This is a genomic window from Burkholderia reimsis, from assembly GCF_003294055.1.
GTDB lineage: Bacteria > Pseudomonadota > Gammaproteobacteria > Burkholderiales > Burkholderiaceae > Burkholderia > Burkholderia cepacia.
In genome coordinates this window covers 48,376-72,235 of record NZ_QMFZ01000038.1, presented here as the reverse complement: position 1 = coordinate 72,235, position 23,860 = coordinate 48,376, and the positions used below count along the sequence as shown (strand labels likewise).

Sequence of the window (23,860 nt, the reverse complement as noted above, 5' to 3'; positions counted from 1 at the left end):
GATTCACTCCAGCGAGGCGGCGACGAGTTCGGCCACGTCGAGCACGTCGGGGCGCGGGCCCACGACGCCTTCGAGCATCGCCGTGCAGTTCGGGCATGCAACCGCGACCACGTCCGCGCCGATCGTGCGCGCGTCGGCGATGCGGATGTCGGGGATGCGCTGCTTGCCGGGGATGTCGGTCAGCGGCGCACCGCCGCCACCGCCGCAGCAGCGGCCGCGCATGCCGTTGCGCTCCATCTCGACGACCTGGATGCCGATCGTCTTCAGCAGCTTGCGCGGCGCTTCCGTCTCGCCGTTGTAGCGGCCGAGGTAGCACGGGTCGTGATACGTGGTGCGCTTCTCGCGCAATGCTTCGACGGCCTTCGGCGCGATCTTGCCGCTGTCGGCCAGTTCGGCGAGATACGTCGTGTGATGCTTGACCGTCACGCGCAGCCCGAGCGCGCGGTATTCGTTGCGCAGGCTGTGCATCACGTGCGGGTCGGCCGTCACGATCTGCTTGTACGACAGCGTGCCGAGCGTGCCGATCAGGCGCTTCGCCATCTGCTGGAACGTCGCTTCGTCGCCGAGGCGGCGTGCGACGTCGCCCGTGTCGGTTTCGGTCGAGCCGAGCACCGCGTAGTCGACGCCCGCCTTGTTCAGCACCTTGACGAACGCGCGCAGCGTGCGCTGGTAGCGCATGTCGAACGCACCCTCACCCGCGACGAACAGCACGTCGACCGGCTTGCCGGGCTGCGCGACGGGCGCGCTCAGGTCGACCGACCAGTCGTAGCGCGCGGCCGTGTCGTAGCCGCCCATCGTGCCCGTCTCGCGCAGGTTCGCGAGCACTTCCTGGCCCTTGCCCGGCACCGTGCCGTGCACCAGCGTGCGGTTGCGGCGCATGTCGACGATCGCGTCGACGTGCTCGATCAGCATCGGGCATTCCTGCACGCATGCGCGGCAGGTCGTGCACGACCACAGCGTCTGCTCCTCGATCAGGCCGGACACGATCGGGCCGTTCGGCTCGCCGCGATGCTGGCCGACCGCGAGGCCCGGCGAAGGACTGCCCGCGTACGCCGCATCGGTGCCGCCCGCCATCCCGACGACGAGGTCCTGGATCAGCTTCTTCGGGTTCAGCGGCTGGCCCGACGCGAACGCGGGGCACGCTGCTTCGCACTTGCCGCACTGCACGCACGCGTCGAAGCTCAGCAGCTGGTTCCAGCGGAATTCGACCGGCTTCTCGACGCCATACTCCTGATGCTCGATGTCCGGCAGCTTCAGCGCGGTCGGCGGCGTGGCCGTGCCGTTGCCCGTGAACGATTCACGGGTGGCCGCGAAGCGTTCCTGGCGCGGGTGGAAGGCAAGGTGCAGCAGGCCGGCGATCGCATGCTTCATCGGGCCGCCCTTCGCGGCGCCGACCGTCATCGTGAATGCGCCGACGCCGATCAGCAGCGCGCAGAGCACCGCGAACGCGCCCGACATCGCGCCGGTCGGCACCAGCATGAACAGCACGAGGCCGAGCGCGAACGAGCCGAGCAGCCAGGGCAGCGTATTCCACGGGCCTTTCGACAACCGTGCGGGCACGTCCTTCGCCGCGCGCCGGCGCCACACGAACACCGCACCGACCAGCATCGCGAGCGCCGCGAGGAAGATCAGCTTGTCGAGCCACGGCGAGTAGATCGCGAGGCCGTAGTTGATGAACACCAGCGCGAGCGCGCCGATCGCGCCGCCGGCCGTCGCGACGTGGGTCTTCGCGATGTACGGATCGCGGGCGACCACGTGGTGCAGGTCGACGAAATAACGCTTCGGGATCGCGAACAGGTTCGCGACGCCGAACGCGCCGGGCGCCGTGGCGCGGCCGAGCCGCCAGTATGACGAGCGCTTCGCGACCGCGAACGCGAGCCCCGCCACCGACAGCCACAACAGGGCGGTAATGAGGAAGGACGGGTTCATCGTTTAGAAATCCTTCACGAGACGCAGCGAGTCGTAGATCGCACCGTGGACGTTGTGCATCGAGATGCAGTCGCCGACACGGAACAGCAGGAAACGGCCGTTGCCGAGTTCTTCCGACAGGCACGGCTGCGGCTCGGCCGCGAACAGCGTGTGCGGATCGATCTGGCCGCGGTTCACCGATTCCGGCTTGAGCTTCCAGTACAGCTCGTCGTTCGGCGACGAACCGTTCTCGATCACCACCTGGTCGACGGCACGCTCTTCGAGTTCTTCCGTGTACTCGTTGCGCAGCACGGCGATCAGCTTGCCGTCCTCTTCATAGACGCGATCGAGCATCGTGTTCGGCGTCGGGATCACGCCGAACGCATACAGCCGGCGATAGAAGATCGGGAACGTCGTGCCGCCGCAATCGTCGGCGACCTTCACGTCCGGCGTGACGACCTCGACCTTCGAGCCGCGGCTCGCCATGAAGTCGGCCACGCCCGCGCCGGCATGCGTGCTCACGCCGTCGAACAGCAGCACGTTCTGCTTCGGCTCGACCTTGCCGGTCAGGATGTCCCACGAGCTGACGGCGAGGCCCTCGGCCACGCCCCAGCCCGGCACCTGCCACGTGAAGCTCGACCCGCCCGTCGCGAGCACGACGATGTCCGGCTTCTCGGCCATGATCATCTTCTCGTCGGCGGCCACGCCGAGGCGGCGATCGACGCCGAGGCGCTTCGTTTCCATGTCGAACCAGCGGATGATCCCCGACATCTGTTCGCGCTGCGGCGCCTTCGCGGCGATCATCACCTGGCCGCCCACTTCGGCGTTCTTCTCGAACAGCACCACGTCGTGGCCGCGCAGCTTCGCGACGCGCGCCGCCTCGAGGCCCGCCGGGCCCGCGCCGACCACCACGACCTTGCGTTTCGGGCCGCGCGACTTCTCGATGATGTGCGGCATCGTCGCTTCGCGCGACGTCGCGGCGTTTTGAATACACAGCACGTCGAGGCCGTTGTACTGGCGGTCGATGCAGTAGTTCGCGCCGACGCACTGCTTGATTTCGTCTTCGCGGCCGTCGCGGATCTTGATCACCATGTGCGGATCGGCGATCTGCGCGCGTGTCATGCCAACCAGGTCGATCATGCCGGTCGCGAGCAGGCGCTCGGCCTGGCCCGCGTCGCGGATGCTCTGCGCATGCATCACCGGAATCTTCACGACCGACTTGATGCCGGCCGCCAGGTGCACGAACGGCTCCGGCGGGAGTGCCATCGGCGGCATGCAGTTCGCGATCGTGTTGTGCGTGTCGCCGCCCGAGCCGACCACGCTCAGGTAATCGATCAGGCCCGTCTCCGACATCGCCTGCGCGATTTCCTTCAGCGCTTCGTGATCGAGGCCGTCCTCGTGGAATTCGTCGCCGCACATGCGCAGGCCGACGCAGAAATCCTTGCCGACCGCCTCGCGCACGGCCGTCAGTACTTCGATACCGAAGCGCAGGCGGTTTTCCAGGCTGCCGCCCCATTCGTCGGTGCGGTGGTTCGAACGCTTGCTCCAGAACTGGTCGATCAGGTGCTGGTGGGCAGCCGAGATTTCGATGCCGTCCATGCCGGCCGCCTTCACGCGCTTCGCGGCCGCCGCGAAATCGCCGATGATGCGGCGGATTTCCTCGATCTCGATGATCTTCGCGTTACCGCGGTGCACGGGTTCGCGCACGCCCGACGGCGACATCAGGTGCGGCCAGTGCTCGCCGTGGAACGACGAGCGGCGGCCCATGTGCGTCGCCTGGATCATGATCTTCGCGCCGTGCTTGTGCATCGTGTCGGCAAGACGCGTGAGCGGATCGATGATCTTGTCGGTCGACAGGTTCACCGATTTCCACCAGCCCTGCGGGCTGTCGATCGACACCGGGCTCGACCCGCCGCAGATCGCAAGGCCGACGCCACCCTTCGCCTTCTCTTCGTAGTAGCGGATATAGCGGTCGCCCGGCAGGCCGCCCGGCTCGGCATACACCTCCGCATGCGCGGTGCTGACGATCCGGTTGCGCAGCGTCAGCTGGTTCAGCTGCATGGGTTTGAACAGGTGGGGATAACGCATCGCTGGCGACCTCTGGCGTTCGAATGTCTCGTGTTGCGGGTGTTGTTCTGCTTCAGTGAATCAATGCGTCAGTGCGCGATCGGCGACACTTCGAAGATGCAGTGGTCGTGATGCTCGGCCGCGCACTGCACTTCCTTCGAGAACGCGCGCGGCGCGCCCTTGCCTTCCGGCGTCGTGTCGTTGACCCAGTCCATCGCGCCCGCGAACCAGCCCGCGAACATGTAGCAGAGCTTGCCTTCCTTGCCCGGCTGCTGGAGCACGAACGACGAGTGGCGCAGCTCGATCTTCGCGCGCGCGCTGGCCGGATCGGCCTCGATGATCGAGAACAGGCCCCAGCCGCGCTGCGACAGGCGCTTCAGGTAGTGCTCGAACACGGCCATGCCGGTCAGGCCGTGCAGCTTCGCTTCCTTGTCGCACCAGTGGTAAGCGGACTTGTAGCCGGCCTTGTAGAGGATCTCGGCATACGCTTCGACGCCGAGCGCTTCCTCGACCGCAACGTGGTTGTTCGTGAAGAAGTGGCGCGGCACGTACAGCATCGGCAGCGCGTCGGTGGTCCAGACGCCGGTATCGGGATCGACGTTGATCGGCAGTTGCGGTTGCATCGTGAAGACTCCGTGAGGAAATGGGTCGCGCGGCTCAATGCGCGGGCGCGACATCGTCCGCGTGCCCGCGCGGCTTGCGCGGGCACGTCCCGATTTTTGTTGTTGAATCGCTGCGGGTGAGGCGGTCCGGCGTTTGCAGCGCTTACGCGCCCCACACGTCCTTGAACACGCGCACCCAGTTCTCGCCCATGATCTTGCGGATGCGCGACTCCTTCCAGCCGTGGCGTTCCATCGCGGCAGTCAGGTTCGGGAATTCGCCGATCGTGCGGATGCCGTCGGGGTTGATCACCTTGCCGAAGTTCGTCAGCTGGCGATAACGTCCCTTGTCATGCGTCAGCATGTCGAAGAATTCCTTCGCGTAGTCCTGCGTGAAATCCGTGCCGATGCCGACCGCGTCCTCGCCGATCAGGTTCACGACGTAGTCGATCGCCTCGATGTAGTCGTCGATGTTCGCCTCGATCCCGCGCTTCAGGAACGGCGCGAACATCGTCACGCCGACGAAGCCGCCCGCGTCGGCGATCTCCTTCAGCTGTTCGTCGCTCTTGTTGCGCGGATGCTCCTTCAGGCCCGACGGCAGGCAGTGCGAATAGCACACCGGCTTCTTCGAGAACGCGATCGCTTCCGACGACGTGTTGCCGCCCACATGCGACAGGTCGACCATGATGCCGACGCGGTTCATCTCGGTGATCACTTCGCGGCCGAAGTCCGACAGGCCGCCGTCACGCTCGTAGCAGCCGGTGCCGACCAGGTTCTGCGTGTTGTAGCAGAGCTGCACGACGCGCACGCCCATGTCGGCGAACGCCTCGATGTAGCCGATGTTGTCCTCGAACGCATGCGCGTTCTGGAAGCCGAGGATCACGCCGGTCTTGTCTTCCTTCTTCGCGCGGAAGATGTCTTCCGTCGTGCGCACCAGCGTCAGCAGCTCGCTGTTGTCGCGGATCTTCTTCTTCATCACGCCGATGTTGTCGACGGTCTTCGTGAAGTTCTCCCAGACCGACACCGTGCAGTTCGCGGCCGTGATGCCGCCGCGGCGCATGTCTTCGAACACCGGCTTCTCGAACTTCGAGATGTTCAGACCGTCGATGATGATGCTGTCTTGATGCAGCGTGCCCATGAGTGGCTCCAGTATTGTCGGGTCGGTCGGATCAATAGATCGGGAAGCGTTCGCACAACGCGAAGATCTCGCGGCGCACGCGCTGTTCGGTGGCGTGGTCGCCTTCCGGGTTCGCGCGCAGCGCGTCGAACACTTCCAGGATCAGGCGGCCCACCTCGCGGAACTCCGCGACGCCGAAGCCGCGCGTCGTGCCGGCCGGCGTGCCGAGGCGGATGCCCGACGTGACGGTCGGCTTCTCGGTGTCGAACGGAATGCCGTTCTTGTTGCAGGTGATGCCCGCACGCTCCAGCGCCTGCTCGACCGGCGCGCCCTTCAGGCCCTTCGGGCGCAGGTCGACCAGCAGCAGGTGGTTGTCGGTGCCGCCGGTCACGAGATCGACGCCGCCCGCCTTCAGCACTTCGCCGAGCGCCTGGGCGTTCGCGAGCACGTTGTCGATGTAAGTCTTGAAGTCCGCATGCAGCACTTCGCCGAACGCCACCGCCTTGCCGGCGATCACGTGCATCAGCGGGCCGCCCTGCAGGCCGGGGAACACGGCCGAGTTGATCTTCTTCGCGATGTCCTCGTCGTTGGTCAGCACGAAGCCGCCGCGCGGGCCGCGCAGCGTCTTGTGGGTGGTCGACGTGACGACGTGCGCATGCTCGACCGGGTTCGCGTGGCGGCCCGCGGCGATCACGCCGGCGATGTGCGCCATGTCGACCATCAGCTTCGCGCCGACGCTGTCGGCGATCGCGCGGAAGCGCGCGAAGTCGAGCGCGCGCGGGTATGCCGAGAAGCCGGCGATGATCAGGTTCGGCTTGTGTTCGTGTGCGAGCGCTTCGACCTGGTCGTAGTCGATCAGCATCGTGTCGCGGTTCACGCCGTACTGGACCGCGTTGAACCACTTGCCCGACAGCGCCGGCTTCGCGCCGTGCGTCAGGTGGCCGCCGGCATCCAGCGACATGCCGAGCACCGTGTCACCCGGCTTGGCCAGCGCGAGCATGACCGAACCGTTCGCCTGCGCGCCCGAGTGCGGCTGCACGTTCGCATAACCGGCATTGAAGATCTGCTTGACGCGCTCGATCGCCAGCGCCTCGACTTCGTCCGCGAACTCGCAGCCACCGTAGTAGCGCTTGCCGGGATAGCCTTCCGCGTACTTGTTGGTCAGCACCGAGCCTTGCGCCTCGAGCACGGCACGCGACACGATGTTTTCCGACGCGATCAGCTCGACCTGCGACTGCTGACGCTCGAGTTCCTTCAGGATGGCGCTGCGCACCGGCGCGTCGCGCTCGGCAAGGGACTGCGAGAAGAAAGGCTGGGTGTTCGACATAGTGCGTCCGTGACGAAGAATAAGGGGCTGAAACCGAAGCTCAAGGCCCGCCCTGCCTGGGTTTCCCGCTCGTCCCGTACAAGGCTGCCGACGGCTCTATTCTTGTCGTTCGGATTTTCGGCGGATTGATGAATTTAGACGCGTTCTTTGCCTTTTCCGCCATCCGCGTCCGTTTTATACAAGTGACCGGTCGTGCTTTTTCGGATGACCAAGCAAATCGCCGTCGACGGTTCACCTATGAACAGGCACGCCGGCGGTGCGATTGCCGCCCGGTCGGGGTGCACTCCGTCACGAATACGGTGCAGTGCAGCATGCGGCTTTCAGCCATACAACGTATGGAGCTAGGGTTTAGCCGTATGGCACGCTTGTTGCGCTGGCTCACACAATACCGCAGCCCGATCCGTGCCCCGGGCCTATAGCTATTAGAGATTTCAGGAAGCTCCCCATGTCCCCCGACCGCACAGCGTCGCTGTCCCACTTCGCGTTCATGCCGTTACCGAATTTCACGATGATCGCGTTCACCAATGCGATCGAGGTGCTTCGGATGGCGAACTACCTGAGCGGCCAGCCGCTCTACCGCTGGTCGGTCATCAGCCCGGAAGGCGGCCCGGTCACCGCGAGCAACGGACTGACGGTCGATACGGGCCCGGCCGAATGCGTGGGGCAGCCCGACATCGTGTTCGTGTGCGGCGGCGTCGACGTGCAACGCGCGACCACGCCCGCCCATCTGTCGACGCTGCGCCGCTTCGCACGCGCGGGCATTCCGCTCGGCAGCCTGTGCACGGGCACCTATGCGCTCGCGAAGTCGGGGCTGCTCGCGGGCTACGCATGCGCGATCCACTGGGAGAACATGTCGGCGCTGAAGGAGGAGTTTCCGGATACGCGCTTCCTGAAGGAACTGTTCGTGATCGACCGTGACCGCATCACGTGCACGGGCGGCGTCGCGCCGCTCGACATGATGCTGAACCTGATCGCCGCGCGCGTGGGCACCGCGCGCGTCACGCAGATCGCCGAGCAGTTCATCGTCGAACACGTGCGCGACACGAGCGCGCAGCAGCGCATGCCGCTCGTCGCGCGCCTCGGCTCGGCGAACAAGTCGCTGTTCGAAGTGATCTCGCTGATGGAGAACAACATCGAGGAGCCGCTGTCGCGCGAGGAGCTCGCGCGGCTCGCGAACATGTCGCAGCGGCAACTGCAGCGCCTGTTCCGCGAACACCTCGGCATGACGCCGACGCACTACTACCTGACGCTGCGGCTGCGCCGCGCGCGCGAACTGCTGCTGCAGACCGACATGTCGATCATGCACATCACGATGGCGTGCGGGTTCCAGTCGGCGTGCCATTTCAGCAAGAGCTATCGCGACGCGTTCGGCGTCGCGCCGACCCGCGAACGCCGCAAGCAGGTCGCGCCGCTCGCGCAAGGTGCGGCGAGCGCCAGCCCCGCCTTTCCGGCGCACGTGCTGCACGCGTGAGCGTCGCTGTGATTGATGCATGAAAAAAAACGGCCTCAAAGGCCGTTTTTTTCTTGCGCTTACGATCCCCACACCTGCATTTCGTACAGCGAGTAACCCCACTGCGTTGCGCGTTTCGTGCCGAGCATCCGCACGTAACGACCGCTGCCGTTGAGATTCGGCAGCGTGACGTGGGTATATGTACCGCCGTTGCTCGTCGAATAGATCGTCGTCCAGTTGACGTTGTCGTTCGACGTCTGGATCTGATAAACGAGCGCGCCCGCATCCCAGTACAGATCGACGTGATCGATGCGCTTCACCGCGCCGAGATCCACGGAGATCCATTGCGAACCGGCACCGGCGCCTTCCGGCGAATCCCAGCGCGTGCCCGTGGTGTTGCCGTCGAACGCCTTGTCCGGCGTGAGCGACGCGTTGTAGCTCGCCGATGCAGCGGCCGGATGCCCCTGCGACAGCAGCACCGGCTGCGCGCCGGCCGGGCCGCCGTAATAGCTCGCCCCGAGCTTGGCCTTCGTCGTGTCGGCATTCACGCCGAATTGCGACAGGCTCCAGCGCTGGCCGGTCGTCACGTCACCGACGTAGAGCTGATAACCGCCCGCCGTCGTCGACGAGAAGAACACGTAGTTCGTGCCGTTCACCGGAGCCGGATCCGAGTTGTTGCTCACGCAGTCGTTGATCGGCAACGCGTTCGGCGTCGATGCCGGGTCGGCGGTTTTCGTATAGATCTGGTCGGCCTGGCCGCTGTCTTTCCAGCGCGCGTAGAACACCATGCCGTCCGCACGCACGATCGGGTAGTACGTCTGCAGCCCGGCCGGATTGTCGAACGTCGCGGTCGCGCCGGTCGCGAGCGTGCGCTTCATCAGCCCCATGTTCGCGCCGGTGCCCGTCGCGTAGTACACGGCGCTCGAATCGGGCGCGAGATACGGCATCGAATACTCGGCGCCGGCCGGCGCGTTCGTCAGGCTCACGAGCGACGTGAACACCGGGCCCGCGCTCGTGTACGACAGCGTCGCCTGCTTGACGTCACCGTTCTGCTTGAACACAAGCGTCTTGCCGTCGGCGCTGAACTTCGGATCCTCGTTGCGCGTGGCACCGGTGCTGTTCGTCAGGTTGACGGGCGGCGTGCCGGCGCCGAGCTGCAGCATGAACACGTTCCATGCGCCGTTGCTGATGCCCATGAACGCGAGCCACTTGCCGTCGGGGCTGAACACGCCGTTCATCGGATCGGTGATACCCCACGTGCTCTTGCTCAGTTGCGTCAGCGTATGGGCCGAGAAGTCGTAGAGGAACAGCTGGCTCGTGCCGTCGCCGTACTTCACGTAGCTGTGATAGACGAGCTTGCCGGTCAGTGCGGCGGGGAACGTCGCGTTCGGCTGGGCGGGGGGATTGCTGATGCAGGCGGCCGTTGCGATGCCGCTCGACAGGTTGAGGGCGATGCCGGCCGCGAGGCCGGCGACGAGAGTCTTCAATTTCACGCTGAATGTTTCCGGGCAAGGTTGTGACGCCGCAGAAAAGATCCCGCGCAGGATGTGCGCGGGCCAGGAGTCCGCCGTCGGGCAGCGTCGATTCCGGTCGGTCGGACATCGGGAACGCGGATTGCTCGAGAGCATGCCGGCTTGTCAGACGAAAGAAAAGAATCAGAGCCCGACAAAAACATGCGGATCAGCAATTGGGGGCGCGCTTGCACGCGACGGGTGCCGTGCTACTCTTTTTTCGGCAAGGCCCCGATCGGGCGGAGGGCTGGCATGAAGCGATACGCTGTGCTCGCACGAACGATCGCCGACGCAATCCACCGCGGCGACCTGCCGCCCGGTGCGCGCATCCCCACCGTGCGCATGGCCTGCCGCGTGTATGGCGTGAGCCCGTCCACCGTGTTTCGCGCGTATTACGCGCTCGAAGGCGAGGGCCTGATCGTCGCGCGGGCGCGATCCGGTTATTTCGTTGCGAACCTCGAAGACAAGCACGTGCGGTTCGCCCGCGATCCGCCGCGCAAGCCGGCCGCCGAGCCAACCGGCGGCGACGATGTGCTGTTCCGCCTGCTCGACTCGCTCAAACGCGACGAGATCGTTCCGCTCGGCTCGGCCTTCGCCAGTTATTCCCTGTTCCCGATGAGCAGCCTGTGGCGCGCGATGGCGTCGGCGGCCCGCAACATGGATCGCACGGCGCTGCTGTCCGGCTTGCCGCCCGGCTATGACACGCTGCGCCGCCAGATCGCGCTGCGCTACCTGAACGCAGGCGCGGCGTTGCCGATGGACGAGATCGTCATCACGACCGGCGCGCTCGAAGCGCTGACGCTCAGCCTGCAGGCACTGACCCGCCCGGGCGATATCGTCGCGATCGAGCGACCGGCATTCCACGCGGCCCTCGAGGCCGTGCAGCGCCTGCACCTGAAGGCCGTCGAGATTCCGGTCGACCCGCGCACCGGCCTCGATCTCGATGCGCTCGAAACGGCGCTCGACACGCATCCGGTGCGGGCATGCTGGTTCATGACGTCGTTCCACAACCCGACCGGCGCGACGCTGACCGACGAGCGCAAGCGCGAGCTGATCGACCTGCTCACGGCGCGCGGCGTACCGCTGATCGAGGATGACGTCTATGGCGAGCTGCATTTCGGAACGGCACCCACGCGCCCGGCCAAACTGTATGACGACAGCGGGCTCGTCCTGCATTGCGGTTCGTTCTCGAAATGCCTCGCGCCCGGGTTCCGGATCGGCTGGGTCGCGGCCGGACGCTACGTGCGGCAGATCCGTCAGGCAAGAGGCGTGAGCGCGCCGGCGGCCGACGTGCCCGCGCAGATGGCGCTTTCGAACTACCTGCGCGACGGTGCGTACGACCGCTTCCTGCGCAAGCTGCGCCGCAATCTCGCCGCGCACCAGGCGCAGATGCTGGCGGCCGTGCAGACGTATTTTCCGGACGGCACCGAAGTGTTCGCGCCGCGCGGCGGGTATTTCCTGTGGATCGAACTGCCGCCGCGCGTCGATGCGATGCACCTGTTCGACGATGCGATGGAAAACGGCGTCAGCATCGCGCCGGGGCCGATCTTTTCCGCAACCGGCGGATTCCGCCGCTTTCTTCGGCTCAATTACGGCCGGCCGTGGACACCGGCCGTCGAGCACGCGATGGAGACCATCGGGACGCTCGCGGCCCGGCAGCGGCAGGACGGATAGCACGAAACGTGCACGTCGCGATGCTCCTTTTTGCGCATTGCGTTTCACGCGCAGGCAGCCAAGAATGAAGCGGAAGGTAACCGCGGAAGAACGTGCTCCGCCCACCCGACGTCACGGAGAATCCCATGAGCAGCGCATGTGCACGACCGTCGGCAACGCACGGGCCGCCGGATTCCGGCTCGGGCCGATCGGTTGCCTTGCAGCACAGCGTCATGTCGACCGGCGAACGTTCGCCTCGTTGACGGCGCCTGCCCGCTTCCGGCGATGCGAGTCCTGCCCAATCGGACGTCCCGCGCACGCGACGACTGGCGCGCGATCCTGAACGCACGAGCCGACGCGCGGCGCACTGCCCGCTGCCGCTGCAGGGAATGCGGCTTCGTGGCCTTCCGCGCGCTCGAGTACTGCCCCGTTTGCGGCCAGTGGGACTGGCCGTTCGATCCGGTTCGCCGCACGCCGGACGACGCACGCACCACGCACGCGGTGCAGCGCTTCGATACGTGGTCGTCGCGCGTCACGCGGACGCTTCGCAACGCGGCATCCCGGCGGCCGCGCGCATCGAGCGCGCCGATCCTGAGCATCCTGACGCTCGTGCTGCTGGTCGGCGGCTACGTGATGGTCGACCGGACGTGCAATGCCGATCCGGTCTGTCGCGGCACGAACATATCGGGCGCGACGGCAAGCGATGCGGGTGCGTACGTGTCGAACGATCCCGAGCTGCCGGTCCTGCCGGCGCCCGCCTATCCGTTTCATTCGACTGACGGAACCCAGGTGGCGGCCGCGCGACAGCGCAGCCCGGATGTCGGCGAAGCTGCCGGACGAACCACAGTCGCGCGCGCCGCGCCGGCCAACCGTGCACCCGATCGGCCGCATGCCGCCGCCACGGTTCGGGTGGCCGACCTGAAAGCCGGTCGCAATGCCGCGCATCGCGCCCGCGTTTTCCACCGAGTGAGCGCGCACACCGCACACACCGCGCGTGCGCGACGCACCACCACCGCCAGCAATACGCAACTCGCCCAGCTCTATCGCGGCCACTGAGCGCGTACGCGCAATCCGTGCACGCGCTCGCGTCGATTCATTTTTCTAAACCGCCCCTCGCAAAACCTCGTTTGCGCCGCGACGCATGCGTGACGTTCAATGGGTCATTCGCCCGCGCCGGCGCGTATCGCGTTCCGGCCGCACACCCGATCCACCGAACGGAGCCGTCGATGAATGCACTACAGCTCGTGACCCTTGCTGCCATCTGGGGCGCGTCCTTCCTGTTCATGCGCATGGGTGCACCGGAATTCGGCGTGGTCCCGCTGATCGCACTGCGCGTCGCGATCGCGGCCGTGCTGTTGTCGCCGGTGCTGCGCAACGCGCAAGCGCGACAGGAATTCCGCTCGCACGTCGTGCCGCTGTTCGTCGTCGGCATCGCGAACTCGGCGCTGCCGTTCTGCCTGCTGACCTACGCGGCGCTGTTCGTGACGGCCGGCACCGATTCGATCCTGAATGCGACGACGCCGTTGTGGACCGCGATCGTCGCATTCGCATGGCTGCGTACACCGCTGACGAGACCCCAGGCGATCGGCCTCGCGCTGGGCTTTGCCGGTGTCGTCGTGCTCGCCGGTTCCGCGGTCGGCGCCGGCACGCCCGGCGCACCGCGCGCGATCGCCGCCGCGATGCTCGCGACGCTGTCGTATGGGTTCGCCGCGCATTACTCGAAGCGCAAGCTGGCGAATGTCAGGCCGTTCGTGTCGGCGTTCGGCAGCCAGTTGTTCGCGGCGGTCGCACTCGTGCCGCTCGCGCTGCCGATGTGGCCGCACGGCCCCGTTCACGCGTCCGCGTGGATCGCGGTGGTGCTGCTCGGCGCGATCTGCACGGCCGTCGCCTACCTGCTGTATTTCGGGCTGATCCGCAATGCGGGCGCGCAATATGCGGCGTCGGTCACGTTCCTGATCCCGATCTTCGGTGTCGTATGGGGCGCGATCTTCCTGCACGAGACGATCACCGTGCAGACGGTCGCCGGCTGCGCGATCATCCTGCTCGGCACCGCACTCGCGACCGGCAAGCTCAAGGGGTTCGCAACCGCCGCCGTGCGCGGGTCACGCCAGTAGATCGCGCGGGCCGTCGTCGCCACTGCCGATCTCGCTCGCGAGCCAGTCGCGAAACGCGGCGATCTTCCACTCGTGCCGGCGCGCTTCGCTGCACACGACGTAATAGGACAGTTCGGTCGGCCAGGGCCGTGCGAGCACGCGCACCAGCCGGCCGGCCGCGACTTCGTCCCGCGCATAGATGTCGCGCACCAGCGCGATGCCCTGCCCGGCGACCGCCGCCTTGATCAGCAGCGCATCCTCGCTGAAGCTCGCGCCGCGCGGCGCACGGGCATCCTCGATTCCCTGCGCGCGCAGCCACAGCGCCCAGTCGGCGCGGTCCGCGTCCTGCAGCAGCGGATACGACAGGCAGTCGGCCGGCGTGGCGATCGGGCGCGCGGGATCGAGCAGTTGCGGGCTGCAGACGGGCCACAGCTCGGGTGTCCAGATGCGGAACGATGCGTGCCCGGGATAATGGCCCAACCCGTGCCGGATCGCGACGTCGACATAGTCGCGACGCAGGTCGACCAGTTGCGCGCGTGTTTCGACGGTGATTTCGATTTCGGGGTATGCGGCATTGAACGCGCCGAGGCGCTGCACGAGCCACGTGTTCGCGAAGGAGGCGGTGGTCGTCACGGCGAGGCGGACGATGCGCCGATGGGCACCGTGCACGTTCGCCCACGCGGCCTCGATCTCGTTGAAGCCGCCGGCGAGCTGATCGAACAGCGCGCGGCCCGTGCCGGTCAGCTCGAGCTCGCGGCCGGTGCGCTCGAACAGGCGCACGGCAAGGCGATCCTCGAGATTGCGGACGTGCTGGCTGACGGCGCCCGGCGAAATGCAGAGCTGCTCGGCCGCCTGCTTCATGCTGCCGCAGCGCGCCACTTCGACGAACGTGTGCAACGCGGCGAGGGGAAGTGACTTGGCCATTCGTGGATGCGGCGCCGGGCGGCGGCGGCGATGGGTCGGGAACGGGCGACGATTATCGCAGCAATTCCGTGCGGCCGGGATCGGCGGTGCGCAAGCGTTCCGGCCGGCGCGATACCCACGCGCTACCCGCGCGCAACCTGCCCTTCCCCGTGCTTCCTCAGCAAAAACGGGCGACCCGTTTCCGGTGCCGCCCGTTTTGCGTGACGCGCTGCGCGCGTCGAACGCTAGCGCGTCACGCCGCCAGCAACCCGTGCGGGTCGATGACGAATTTGCGCGGTGCGCCGCCGTCGAACTTCTTGTAGCCTTCCGGCGCCTGGTCGAGCGAAATCACTTCGACGTTGACGATCTTCGCGATCGGCAGACGGTCGAACAGGATCGCCTGCATCAGGTTGCGGTTGTACTTCAGCACCGGCGTCTGGCCCGTGAAGAACGAGTGCGACTTCGCCCAGCCGAGGCCGAAGCGGATGCTCAGGCTGCCGTGCTGCGCGGCCTTGTCCTTCGCGCCCGGATCGTCCGTCACGTACAGGCCCGGGATGCCGATTGCGCCGGCCGGCCGCGTGATTTCCATCAGCGAGTTCAGCACCGTGGCCGGTGCCTCTTCCGCGTGGCCCGACGAGCCGTGGCCGTGCGCCTCGAAGCCGACGCAGTCGACCGCGCAGTCGATCTCGGGCACGCCGAGAATCTGCTCGATCTGCTCGCCGAGCGACGCGTCCTTCGACAGATCGACCGTCTCGAAACCCATCGCCTTCGCGTGCGCGAGGCGTTCCGCGTTCATGTCGCCGACGATCGTCACGGCCGCGCCGAGCAGGCGTGCCGATGCGGCCGCCGCCATCCCGACCGGGCCCGCGCCCGCGATATAGACCGTCGAGCCCGGCTTCACGCCCGCGCTCACCGCGCCGTGATAGCCGGTCGGCAGAATGTCGGACAGGCAGGTCAGGTCGCGGATCTTCGCCATCGCCTGGTCGCGGTCGGGGAATTTCAGCAGGTTGAAATCGGCATACGGCACGAGCACGTACTCGGCCTGGCCGCCGATCCAGCCGCCCATGTCGACGTAGCCATAGGCGCCGCCGGCACGCGACGGGTTCACGTTCAGGCACACGCCCGTATGCGTGTCCTTGCACATCGCGCAGCGGCCGCAAGCGACGTTGAACGGCACCGACACGAGATCGCCGAGCTTCAGCGTTTCGACGTCGCGGCCGATCTCGACCACCTCGCCCGTGATTTCGTGACCGAGCACGAGGCCGACCGGCGCGGTCGTGCGGCCGCGCACCATGTGCTGGTCGGAACCGCAGATGTTCGTGCTGACCACTTTCAGGATCACACCGTGGCCGATCGCGCGGCCGCTCGGATCGACCATCTTCGGATAATCGATTTTCTGGACTTCGACCTGGCCCGGTCCAAGATAGACGACACCTCGATTGCTGCTCATCGTATTGTCTCCATGTCTCGTTGGTGGCGCCGCGGCGCGCCGGCGCCATCCGGCGCACGCGCAACGTGCTGTTCGAGAGTAGTCCCGGAGGCAGGGGCGCCGATGTCTCAAACGCGACACGCGTTTGAACGGCGCCGACATCGATGGCGGAAATGCGAAAGTCGGGCGGGAAACGATGGAAAGGTTTCGCGGGCGGCGTGACGCGCGGGGGGCGGGCCGGTCGTCGCGATCGGCCGCCCCTCTCCCGGGCAGGCGCTACCCGCCCTGATTCTCGCGAATGATCGCGGCCGCCGCCGCTTCCGCGTCGCTCGCCACCCCGTCGTGCACGCGCGTGCTGACGGCCGGCGTCGGCGGCTCGCTGTCGAGCGCGTGGCCGTTGCGGTCGTGCGTGTCGACCGTCGCGCGCATCGACAGCCCGACGCGCAGCGGATGCGCGGCGAGATCGCGCGGCTCGAGCGCAATGACGACCGGCACGCGCTGCACGACCTTGATCCAGTTGCCGGCCGCGTTCTGCGACGGCAGCATCGAGAACGCGCTGCCCGTACCCGCCGAGAAGCCCTGCACACGGCCGCGATAGGTCACGCGCGAGCCGTAGAGATCCGACACGACCTCGACCGGCTGCCCGATGCGCATGTGGCGAATCTGCCCTTCCTTGAAATTCGCCTCGATCCACAGCTGGTTGAGCTGCACGATCGACATCAGCGGCACGCCGGGCCCGACCTGCTGGCCGACCTGCACCGAACGCTGCCCGATCGTGCCGTCGACGGGCGCGACGATCGTCGTGCGCTTCAGGTTGCGGTACGCGAGCTTGAACTGCGCGGCCGCCTGCACGACGGCCGGGTTTTCGTCGACGGGCAGCCTGGTGCCGAGCGCGCGCGCCGCGTCGAGCTGCGCCTGCGCGGCCGCGAGATTCGCCTGCGCACCGGCGACCGCCGCCCGGGCACGTGCGAGTTCCTCGGGCGCGACGATCTCGACCGATGCACCGGAGCGCGCGGCAAACGCACGCTGCGCGAGCGACAGGTCGGCGCGCCGCGCGTTCACGGCCTCGACGTACATCGTGTTCGAGATCTTCGCGTTCGCGACCTGCCGCACGGCCTGTGCGAGCTGCGCCTTCGCCTGCGCGAACGCGACGGACGCCTCGGTGTCGTCGAGCTTCACGAGCGTCTGGCCGGCGCGCACGGCCTGCGTATCGGCGACCACGACGTCGGTCACCGATCCCGGGATCTGCGCGGCGACCTGCACGATGCTGCCGGCCACGTACGCATCGTCGGTGTCTTCGTAATAACGATCGCTCAGCAACCAGTATGCGATCCATGCAAGCGCGGCCACCAGCACGACCGCGAAGAACACGATGAAGCGCTTGCGACGCGTCGCGCGGCGCGCGTCGAGTGCAGGATCGTTCAGTGCGGCCGGCGGCGCGGCGGTATGTAGGTTGTCGTGGTGCATCAGTCGCTTTGCGTAACGATCAGACGATCGTGCTGGAACAGGGGGATCGGCGGCATGACCGGCAGGCTCGGCGCCGGAGTCGCGGCCGCCGTGCGCGCGGGAACGGAGGTGCCGCGGGGCGTCGCGCCGACGGCCGGCGTGCGTGCCGCGTCGTCGCGTCGTGCGGCCCCGATATCCGACGCGGCGACGACCTGCGAGACGGCCACGCTCCGCGCACGCGCATCGGCCGACGGCCCCGCCGCCGATGTGCCCGCGTTCGCGGCGGATGCGGTCGTGGCGGTCGCAGCGGGTGCGACGGTCGACGCACCTCGCTTCGCCGCCCCGCTACGCGCCCGATGCGCGGCCGGCGCCTGCGCGACCGTCGCGCCCGCATCGAACCCGCCGCCCAACGCACCGACCAGCCCGACACGCAGCGTGCGCTGCCGGCCGAGCAGCGCGATCAACTGCGCGCGCTCGTCGATCAGCGTGAGATCTGCGACATCCACGTCCTTCTGCATCAGCACGCCGCGCCGATGGCGGTCGGTCGCGATCTGCACGATCTTTTGCGCGGCCGCGACCGCATCCTGCTGCTGCGCGACGAGCGTCTGCGACGTCTGCAGCGACGTGACGAGCTGCGCGACCTGCCCGAGCGCGTCGTCGACGGTCTTGTTGTACAGCCCGATCGCCACGTCGGCCTGCGCGACGTCCGCACCGAGCTTCGCCTTCAGCCGGCCGCGATCGAAGACCGGCAGCGAGATCGCCGGGCCGACCGAACCGGCGAGCGCGTCGCGCGAGAACAGCGACGCGGGCGTCAGCGCGAACACGCCGCCGAGCGCGACGAGGTTCACGTCCGGATAGAACTGCGCGCGCGTCGAATCGGCATTCGCGAACGCGGCTTCGACGCGCAACCGCGCGGCGACGATGTCGGGCCGGCGGCCGAGGAGACCGGCCGGCAGCCGCGCGGGCAGCGCGCCGCCGGCAAATGCGCCGACGCGCGGCCGCTGCAGCGCGAGCCCGCGCTCCGGGCCGCGGCCCGACAGCACGCCGAGCTGCAGTTGCGCGAGCTTGATCTGCTCGTCGTTCTGCGCGATCTGCGCGAGCAGCTTGCTGCGCTTGATCGAGGCATCGCTCGCGTCGTATGCGTTGTCGAGCCCGCGCGCGGTGCGCTCGCGCAGCACGGTCGTCACGCGCTGGCTCACCTTCAGCTTCTGCTGCAGCAGTTCCCGCATCGCATACGCCTGGTCGAGCTGGCAGTACACGGTGACGATCGCGACCGCCAGCGTGAGCCGCACCTGTTCGGCCTCGACCCGCGCCGCTTCACGCAGCGACATCAGGCTCTTCGTCGCGGCGCGGTTCTTGCCCCACAGGTCGAGCTGGTAGTTGAGCCCGACGAACACCGACGACGGCGATACGTTCGGATCGCCGAAGATCTCGACCGGCACGCGGTAGCCGCCGACCGACACGTTGGCGACGTCGTCGCCCGGCTTCGGCATCCGTGCGCGGCTGACCGTTGCGCCGGCCGTGCCCGTCAGCCCCGTCAACGAATCGAACTGCTGAAGCTGCGCCTGCGCGATCCGCAGCCGCGCCTGCGCAACCTGCAGGTCGGGGTTGTTCTGCGAAGCCTCGGCGACCAGCGCGTCGAGCTGCGGATCCTGCAACTGCTTCACCCAGTCGGGCGCGGGCCATGCGCCGTTCACGCCGGGGCCGGCCGTCTGCGCGAGCGCATCGTCGGCCGGCGCGTGCAACGACAGCGACGGCAGGAAGCCCGTCGGCACGCATCCGCCCAATGCCAGCGACACCGCCGCGGCACCGATCGCCGCGCCGCCCTTCATGCGATGCGCCCAACCCGCCGCTTGTTTCACCCGCCGCATCTCGCTCCTCATCCCTGCTGAATGCGCTGCTCGACGCGCCGCGCACGCTCGGCCAGCCGCGGCCGCGTGCGCTCGAGCGGGCCGAGCCGGCCGAACAGGCCGTCCGCGATACCGAACAGGATGCCGGCGAGCTTCGCGCGCTTGTCGCGTTCGACGAGCGCGATCTGCACGACCTGCCACACGGTCAGCAGGTTCGGCACGATCGCCACCGGAAAACGCAGCCCGTACTGCATCCCGAGCTGCACCGCATTGCGTGCGCTGTAGTAGCGCCGTTGCCACGAGTGATTCATCGACGTCATTTCGAACGGGCCGATCGCGTGGCGCTGCTTCGCGCCGATCCGGTGCGGCAGCACCAGCGACGGCACGACATAAAGCGGCACGTTGCGCGCCAGTGCGCGGAAGCTGTACTCGGTGTCGACGTGATCGATGAACAGCGTCTCGTCGAAGCGGCCGAGCACGTCGAACGCATCGCGCGACACGACGCAGCCCGACGAGATCAGGAACGCGCAACGCTGCAGCGACGCGCCCGGCTCGATGCGCAAGCGGCGCAGCCCGATCCCGTTGGTCGAGAGTTCGGGCAGGAAACTGCGCGCGTTCTCGTCGAAAATGCGCGGGCCGGCCAGGAACGCGCGCCCCGCGAGCCCTGCGCAGACGTCGCGCATCGCGGGGAAATACGCGGCGGGCACGGACGAATCCTGGTCGAACAGCGCGACGGCATCGACGCGGTCGCGAAACAGCGCCGCGAGGCCCGCGTTGTACGCGCCGGCTATGCCGCCGCGATTGCCGTGATGCAGCAGCGCGATGCCTTCCCTATCGCACAGCGCGCGCGCCCGCGCATCGGGCTGCGGCGTGTTGTCGACGACGAGCAGCGCATCGCACGCGTGCCGCCAGGTGCCGAGCGCGTCGAGCTGCGCGTCGCTCGGGTGATACAGGATCACGAGTGCGCCGAGTGTCGTCATGTTCCTCTCCTCAATGCCCGAACGACGCGGCCGCGCCACGCTTCGGCCGCGTCAGCCACATCATCGCCGCGAGTGCGAGACACGTCATGCTCGCCATCCAGAACATGTCGTTGGTCGCCATCATGTAGGCCTGCTGCATCACGACCTGGTGCAGCGTCGTCAGCTCGCGCACGCCGTCCACGCCCATCGCGTTCAGCGTGTGCACGAAGCGCTGCGTGTTCGCCGATGCGTGCGTGACGGATTGCGACACGACGTCGTAGTGATAGGTCGCGCGGTTGTCCCACAGCGTCACGCTCATCGCGGTGCCGAACGCGGCCGACAGCGTGCGCAGGAAGTTCGACAGGCTCGACGCGGCGGCAAGCCGGTCGTCCGGAATGCGCGACAGCGTCGCGGCCGTCAGCGGAATGAAGAAGCACGGCAGCCCGATCCCCTGGATCAGCCCCGGCGCGGCGATCTGCGCGAACGTCATCTTCAGCGTGAAATGCGCATCCCATGCGAGCACGGCCGCGAACACGAGGAAGCCGAAGGTCGCGAGCACGCGCGCGTCGAAGCGATGCGCATGCAGCCCGACGAGGATCGAGAACACCAGCGCGAGCACGCCGAGCGACGCCGTCGCGAGCCCCGCGTGAAACGCGTTGTAGCCCATCACGGCCTGCATCCACAGCGGAAACACGACGCCGACCACCGAGAAGCTCATCATCCCGAGCGAGATGATCAGCACGCAGAACGAGAACGTGCGATCGCGGAACAGGCTCAGGTCGACGACGGGATGCGCCTCGCCCGCCTCCCAGATCAGCAGCGACACGATCGCGAGCCCCGCGACCACCGCGAGCGTGACGATCAGCGGCGAACCGAACCAGCCGCGATCATGGCCGAGATCGAGCATCGCCTGCAGCGAGCCGACGCCGATCACGAGCAGCACGATGCCCGGCACGTCGATCGGGCCGGCCGTGCCGCGTTGCGCGTCGGGGCGCAGCATCGCGGTGCAGACCGCGAATGAGAACAGCCCGATCGGCAGGTTGATCAGGAAGATCCACGGCCATGAGAAGTTGTCGACGATCCAGCCGCCGACCACCGGCCCGAAGATCGGCGCGAGCAGCACCGTCATCGCCCACAGCGCGAGCGCGATCGTGCGCTTGTCCGGCGGGAACGTGCGCAGCAGGATCGTCTGCGACAGCGGCACCATCGGCCCCGAGCACAGCCCCTGCAGCGCGCGGCAGATCACGAGCACGTGCAGGTCGCGCGCAAGCCCGCACAGCAGCGACGTCAGCGTGAACAGCAGCACCGCGCCGACGAACAGCCGCAGTTCGCCGACGCGGCGCGCGAGCCAGCCCGTCAGCGGCACCGCGATCGCGGCCGCGACCGAATACGAACTGATCACCCACGTGCCCTGGCTGTTCGAGACGCCGAGACTGCCGGAAATGGCCGGCACCGCGACGTTCGTCACGGTCGAGTCGAGCACCTCGATGAAGGTCGCGAGCGACAGCGCGAACGTCAGCAGCGCGAGCCGGATGCCGCGCACCGGCTGCGCGGCCGGTTCCGACGCCGTGGCCGGCACATCGAACGCGGACGCCGCGACGGGCCCGTCGTGAAGCGGCGACGCGGTGCTCATGCGCCGGCCGCCGCGACAGCGGCCCGCGCGGTCGCCCGCGTGCGCTTCGGCGCGAACCGTTCGATGAAATCGGCGGCCGCGCGACAGCCGTCCGGCGCGGCGGCGAGCAGCGCACGGGCGCGCTCCGCATGCACCGCGAACGCGGGTTCGTCGAGCACGTGCGCGAGCGCCGCGCCGAGGCGCGCGCCGTCGATCGGGCCGTCGACACGCACGCCGCAGCCGCTCGCCGCAACGCGTTGCGCGTTGTCGAACTGGTCGTGCGCGAACGGCGTGACGACCTGGACGATCCCGGCTTCGAACGCGAGCGCCGCCGTGCCGATCCCGCCGTGATGCACGAGCGCGCGGCAGCGCGGCAGCAGCGTGCGCATCGGCACGAAGCGGCGCACCAGCAACCGGTTGCCGTCCGGCGCCGCATCGTGCGGCGTCAGCAGGATCCCGCGCGCGCCGGTCGCGCGCAGCGCGTCCGCCACCGCGCGCGCATACGCCGCGTGATCGACGAGCGTCGAGCCGGCCGTGAACACGACGGGTGGCTCGCCGGCCGCAAGAAACGCATCGAGTTCCGCATCGTCGTCAGGCACCGCGATATCGTTGAACAGCGGAAAACCGCTTTGCAGATGATTCGACGGCCAGTCCGGCTGCGGCGGCGCGAACCAGCCGGGAAACAGGCACAGCACGCCGTCGGTGGAATGCAGCCAGCGGCCCAGTACGCGCCGCGCGGGCGCGAGCCCGAGATCGCGGCGCACCGCGTTGAGCGCGGGGCCACATGTGCGATCGAGCACCTGGCGCTCGATCAGCGTCATCAGCGCCGTCTTCACGGGCAGCGGCCAACGTGCGGGTATCGTCAGGCGCGGGTGGGTCGGCGGCGCATGCGCGGACAGCAGCGTCGACGGCGACACCTGCACCGACACATACGGCGTGCCGTGCAGCTCCTGCATGAAGCGCGCGGAGAACGCCCACAGCGTGCCGACGAGCACCGTGTCGCCGTCGGCCAGCGCACGCAGCGCGTCGTAGTGCGGGCGCAGCGTCGGTGCGATCACCTGCCATAGCGTGCGAAACGACGTGCGCGAATCCCACAGCGCGGGGTTCGCCATCGCGGCCTCGTATTCGGCCGCGGTGCCGATCGGCACGAATTCGAATCCGCAATGGCGCACGGCCGCCTCGAACGGCGCGTGCGTGCAGAACACGACGTCGTGACCGCGCGCCGCGAGCGTGCGCGCGACGCCGAGCAGCGGATGCACGTCGCCCGCCGAGCCGATCGCGGTCACGATCATCTTCGCCATCGCGCGCCTCGCGGGGATCAGTAGAAGCCGGGAATCAGCGCCGCGACCTCGCGGCGGTACTGCGTGTATGCCGGCCCGAAATACCCGGTCAGCCAGCTTTCCTCGACGCGCACCTTGTACGCGAGCGACGCGAACACGAGCAGCACGCCGATCGCGCCGCGCCATTCGCCGCCGATCAGCGCGGCACCGGCGAGCGCGATCAGGCAGCCCGTATAGATCGGGTGACGCACGAGCGCGTACGGCCCGGTGCGCACGAGTTCATGGTCTTCCTTCAGCGTGACCGACACGCTCCAGTTCGTGCCGAGATGCAGCCGCGCCCACACCGAGAACAGCAGGCCCGCGACCAGCACCGCGAGCCCGCACTGCGCCTGCAGGCCGAAGCGCTGCCAGTCGGGCACGAGCGCCTGCCACGACGGATCGGGCAGGATGATCAGCGCGCCGCCGACGATCAGCGGAATCGACTGCAGCGTGCGCGAGCGCGACGCTTCCTTGCGCACGGTCGCCTTCACGCCTTGCGAAGTGGCGATCCAGTAGGCGAGCCATGCGGCCCACGGAACGACGATGGCGATGGTCTGAACGATATTCACGGCTGGCCTGCCTCGTTGGGATGGGAATTCGGATGCGCGTTGCGTACC

18 protein-coding genes are annotated in these 23,860 nt (G+C 67.9%); 4 read left to right on the top strand and 14 right to left on the bottom strand.

Going from position 1 to position 23,860, the window contains the following annotated elements; genetic code table 11:
- Positions 1 to 3: 3 nt before the first annotated feature.
- The 5 genes from DPV79_RS32845 to DPV79_RS32825 form a co-directional block, all read right to left on the bottom strand.
- A complete protein-coding gene (locus DPV79_RS32845; RefSeq protein ID WP_059649820.1) occupies positions 4 to 1,929 on the bottom strand; it encodes a (Fe-S)-binding protein in 1,926 nt (641 codons plus the stop codon).
- A gap of 3 nt (positions 1,930 to 1,932) precedes the next feature.
- Positions 1,933 to 3,996 (bottom strand): NADH:flavin oxidoreductase, encoded by a 2,064-nt coding sequence (locus tag DPV79_RS32840; RefSeq protein ID WP_021160633.1) that lies wholly within the window; start codon positions 3,994 to 3,996, stop codon positions 1,933 to 1,935.
- A 68-nt stretch (positions 3,997 to 4,064) separates the two neighbouring features.
- Positions 4,065 to 4,598, bottom strand: coding sequence for a DUF5943 domain-containing protein (locus DPV79_RS32835; protein WP_021160632.1), 534 nt, complete (start codon positions 4,596 to 4,598; stop codon positions 4,065 to 4,067).
- A 142-nt stretch (positions 4,599 to 4,740) separates the two neighbouring features.
- Positions 4,741 to 5,712, bottom strand: coding sequence for a dipeptidase (locus DPV79_RS32830; protein ID WP_027789731.1), 972 nt, complete (start codon positions 5,710 to 5,712; stop codon positions 4,741 to 4,743).
- A 31-nt stretch (positions 5,713 to 5,743) separates the two neighbouring features.
- Positions 5,744 to 7,018, bottom strand: a complete 1,275-nt coding sequence (locus tag DPV79_RS32825) for a serine hydroxymethyltransferase (protein WP_048026434.1) — start codon at positions 7,016 to 7,018, stop codon at positions 5,744 to 5,746.
- A 445-nt stretch (positions 7,019 to 7,463) separates the two neighbouring features.
- Between DPV79_RS32825 and DPV79_RS32815 the strand changes: the two genes are divergently transcribed.
- Positions 7,464 to 8,489, top strand: coding sequence for a GlxA family transcriptional regulator (locus DPV79_RS32815; protein ID WP_042975715.1), 1,026 nt, complete (start codon positions 7,464 to 7,466; stop codon positions 8,487 to 8,489).
- A 59-nt stretch (positions 8,490 to 8,548) separates the two neighbouring features.
- Here the strand turns inward: DPV79_RS32815 and DPV79_RS32810 are convergent, their stop codons facing one another.
- Positions 8,549 to 9,961 carry a discoidin domain-containing protein gene (locus DPV79_RS32810; RefSeq protein WP_113047403.1) on the bottom strand — a complete coding sequence of 471 codons (1,413 nt, stop codon included), beginning with the start codon at positions 9,959 to 9,961 and terminating at the stop codon, positions 8,549 to 8,551.
- 270 nt (positions 9,962 to 10,231) lie between these two features.
- On the opposite strand from DPV79_RS32810, the gene DPV79_RS32805 reads away from it, so the two are divergent.
- From DPV79_RS32805 to DPV79_RS32795, 3 genes are all read left to right on the top strand, one after another.
- Positions 10,232 to 11,653, top strand: coding sequence for an aminotransferase-like domain-containing protein (locus tag DPV79_RS32805; RefSeq protein ID WP_113047402.1), 1,422 nt, complete (start codon positions 10,232 to 10,234; stop codon positions 11,651 to 11,653).
- 264 nt (positions 11,654 to 11,917) lie between these two features.
- Positions 11,918 to 12,688 (top strand): hypothetical protein, encoded by a 771-nt coding sequence (locus tag DPV79_RS32800; protein ID WP_113047401.1) that lies wholly within the window; start codon positions 11,918 to 11,920, stop codon positions 12,686 to 12,688.
- Between the two features lie 170 nt (positions 12,689 to 12,858).
- Positions 12,859 to 13,746 (top strand): DMT family transporter, encoded by an 888-nt coding sequence (locus DPV79_RS32795; protein WP_059489587.1) that lies wholly within the window; start codon positions 12,859 to 12,861, stop codon positions 13,744 to 13,746.
- Here DPV79_RS32795 and DPV79_RS32790 read toward each other — a convergent pair.
- The 8 genes from DPV79_RS32790 to DPV79_RS32750 all read right to left on the bottom strand — a co-directional run bounded on the left by DPV79_RS32790 (position 13,735) and on the right by DPV79_RS32750 (position 23,812).
- Complete coding sequence (locus DPV79_RS32790) at positions 13,735 to 14,649, bottom strand: LysR substrate-binding domain-containing protein (protein ID WP_113047400.1); 915 nt, start codon at positions 14,647 to 14,649, stop codon at positions 13,735 to 13,737. The two genes, DPV79_RS32795 and DPV79_RS32790, sit on opposite strands and share 12 nt — an antisense overlap.
- Before the next feature lie 232 nt (positions 14,650 to 14,881).
- The gene (gene fdhA, locus DPV79_RS32785; RefSeq protein ID WP_027789739.1) at positions 14,882 to 16,078 is read right to left on the bottom strand and encodes a formaldehyde dehydrogenase, glutathione-independent; all 1,197 of its coding nucleotides are present in this window, start codon (positions 16,076 to 16,078) and stop codon (positions 14,882 to 14,884) included.
- A gap of 255 nt (positions 16,079 to 16,333) precedes the next feature.
- Positions 16,334 to 17,524 (bottom strand): HlyD/EmrA/EmrK family protein, encoded by a 1,191-nt coding sequence (locus DPV79_RS32775; protein ID WP_021160621.1) that lies wholly within the window; start codon positions 17,522 to 17,524, stop codon positions 16,334 to 16,336.
- Positions 17,524 to 19,374: an efflux transporter outer membrane subunit gene (locus DPV79_RS32770; protein ID WP_113047399.1), complete on the bottom strand. Its 1,851-nt coding sequence runs from the start codon at positions 19,372 to 19,374 to the stop codon at positions 17,524 to 17,526. The genes DPV79_RS32775 and DPV79_RS32770 overlap by 1 nt, the downstream gene beginning before the upstream one ends.
- Positions 19,375 to 19,382: 8 nt before the next feature.
- Positions 19,383 to 20,333: a glycosyltransferase family 2 protein gene (locus DPV79_RS32765; RefSeq protein ID WP_021162575.1), complete on the bottom strand. Its 951-nt coding sequence runs from the start codon at positions 20,331 to 20,333 to the stop codon at positions 19,383 to 19,385.
- A 10-nt stretch (positions 20,334 to 20,343) separates the two neighbouring features.
- The gene (locus DPV79_RS32760; protein WP_165843605.1) at positions 20,344 to 21,945 is read right to left on the bottom strand and encodes a DHA2 family efflux MFS transporter permease subunit; all 1,602 of its coding nucleotides are present in this window, start codon (positions 21,943 to 21,945) and stop codon (positions 20,344 to 20,346) included.
- Positions 21,942 to 23,225 carry a glycosyltransferase gene (locus DPV79_RS32755; protein WP_113047398.1) on the bottom strand — a complete coding sequence of 428 codons (1,284 nt, stop codon included), beginning with the start codon at positions 23,223 to 23,225 and terminating at the stop codon, positions 21,942 to 21,944. The genes DPV79_RS32760 and DPV79_RS32755 overlap by 4 nt, the downstream gene beginning before the upstream one ends.
- A gap of 17 nt (positions 23,226 to 23,242) precedes the next feature.
- Entirely contained in the window at positions 23,243 to 23,812 is a 570-nt protein-coding gene (locus DPV79_RS32750; protein ID WP_021160336.1) for a methyltransferase family protein, read from the bottom strand.
- Positions 23,813 to 23,860: the final 48 nt, after the last annotated feature.

Excerpts from the sequence above, each read along its gene's own strand:
- DPV79_RS32845 (WP_059649820.1), bottom strand. The coding sequence starts at position 1,929 with ATGAACCCGTCCTTCCTCATTACCGCCCTGTTGTGGCTGTCGGTGGCG.
- DPV79_RS32840 (WP_021160633.1), bottom strand. The coding sequence starts at position 3,996 with ATGCGTTATCCCCACCTGTTCAAACCCATGCAGCTGAACCAGCTGACG.
- DPV79_RS32835 (WP_021160632.1), bottom strand. The coding sequence starts at position 4,598 with ATGCAACCGCAACTGCCGATCAACGTCGATCCCGATACCGGCGTCTGG.
- DPV79_RS32830 (WP_027789731.1), bottom strand. The coding sequence starts at position 5,712 with ATGGGCACGCTGCATCAAGACAGCATCATCATCGACGGTCTGAACATC.
- DPV79_RS32825 (WP_048026434.1), bottom strand. The coding sequence starts at position 7,018 with ATGTCGAACACCCAGCCTTTCTTCTCGCAGTCCCTTGCCGAGCGCGAC.
- DPV79_RS32815 (WP_042975715.1), top strand. The coding sequence starts at position 7,464 with ATGTCCCCCGACCGCACAGCGTCGCTGTCCCACTTCGCGTTCATGCCG.
- DPV79_RS32805 (WP_113047402.1), top strand. The coding sequence starts at position 10,232 with ATGAAGCGATACGCTGTGCTCGCACGAACGATCGCCGACGCAATCCAC.
- DPV79_RS32800 (WP_113047401.1), top strand. The coding sequence starts at position 11,918 with ATGCGAGTCCTGCCCAATCGGACGTCCCGCGCACGCGACGACTGGCGC.
- DPV79_RS32795 (WP_059489587.1), top strand. The coding sequence starts at position 12,859 with ATGAATGCACTACAGCTCGTGACCCTTGCTGCCATCTGGGGCGCGTCC.
- DPV79_RS32790 (WP_113047400.1), bottom strand. The coding sequence starts at position 14,649 with ATGGCCAAGTCACTTCCCCTCGCCGCGTTGCACACGTTCGTCGAAGTG.
- fdhA (WP_027789739.1), bottom strand. The coding sequence starts at position 16,078 with ATGAGCAGCAATCGAGGTGTCGTCTATCTTGGACCGGGCCAGGTCGAA.
- DPV79_RS32775 (WP_021160621.1), bottom strand. The coding sequence starts at position 17,524 with ATGCACCACGACAACCTACATACCGCCGCGCCGCCGGCCGCACTGAAC.
- DPV79_RS32770 (WP_113047399.1), bottom strand. The coding sequence starts at position 19,374 with ATGCGGCGGGTGAAACAAGCGGCGGGTTGGGCGCATCGCATGAAGGGC.
- DPV79_RS32765 (WP_021162575.1), bottom strand. The coding sequence starts at position 20,333 with ATGACGACACTCGGCGCACTCGTGATCCTGTATCACCCGAGCGACGCG.
- DPV79_RS32760 (WP_165843605.1), bottom strand. The coding sequence starts at position 21,945 with ATGAGCACCGCGTCGCCGCTTCACGACGGGCCCGTCGCGGCGTCCGCG.
- DPV79_RS32755 (WP_113047398.1), bottom strand. The coding sequence starts at position 23,225 with ATGGCGAAGATGATCGTGACCGCGATCGGCTCGGCGGGCGACGTGCAT.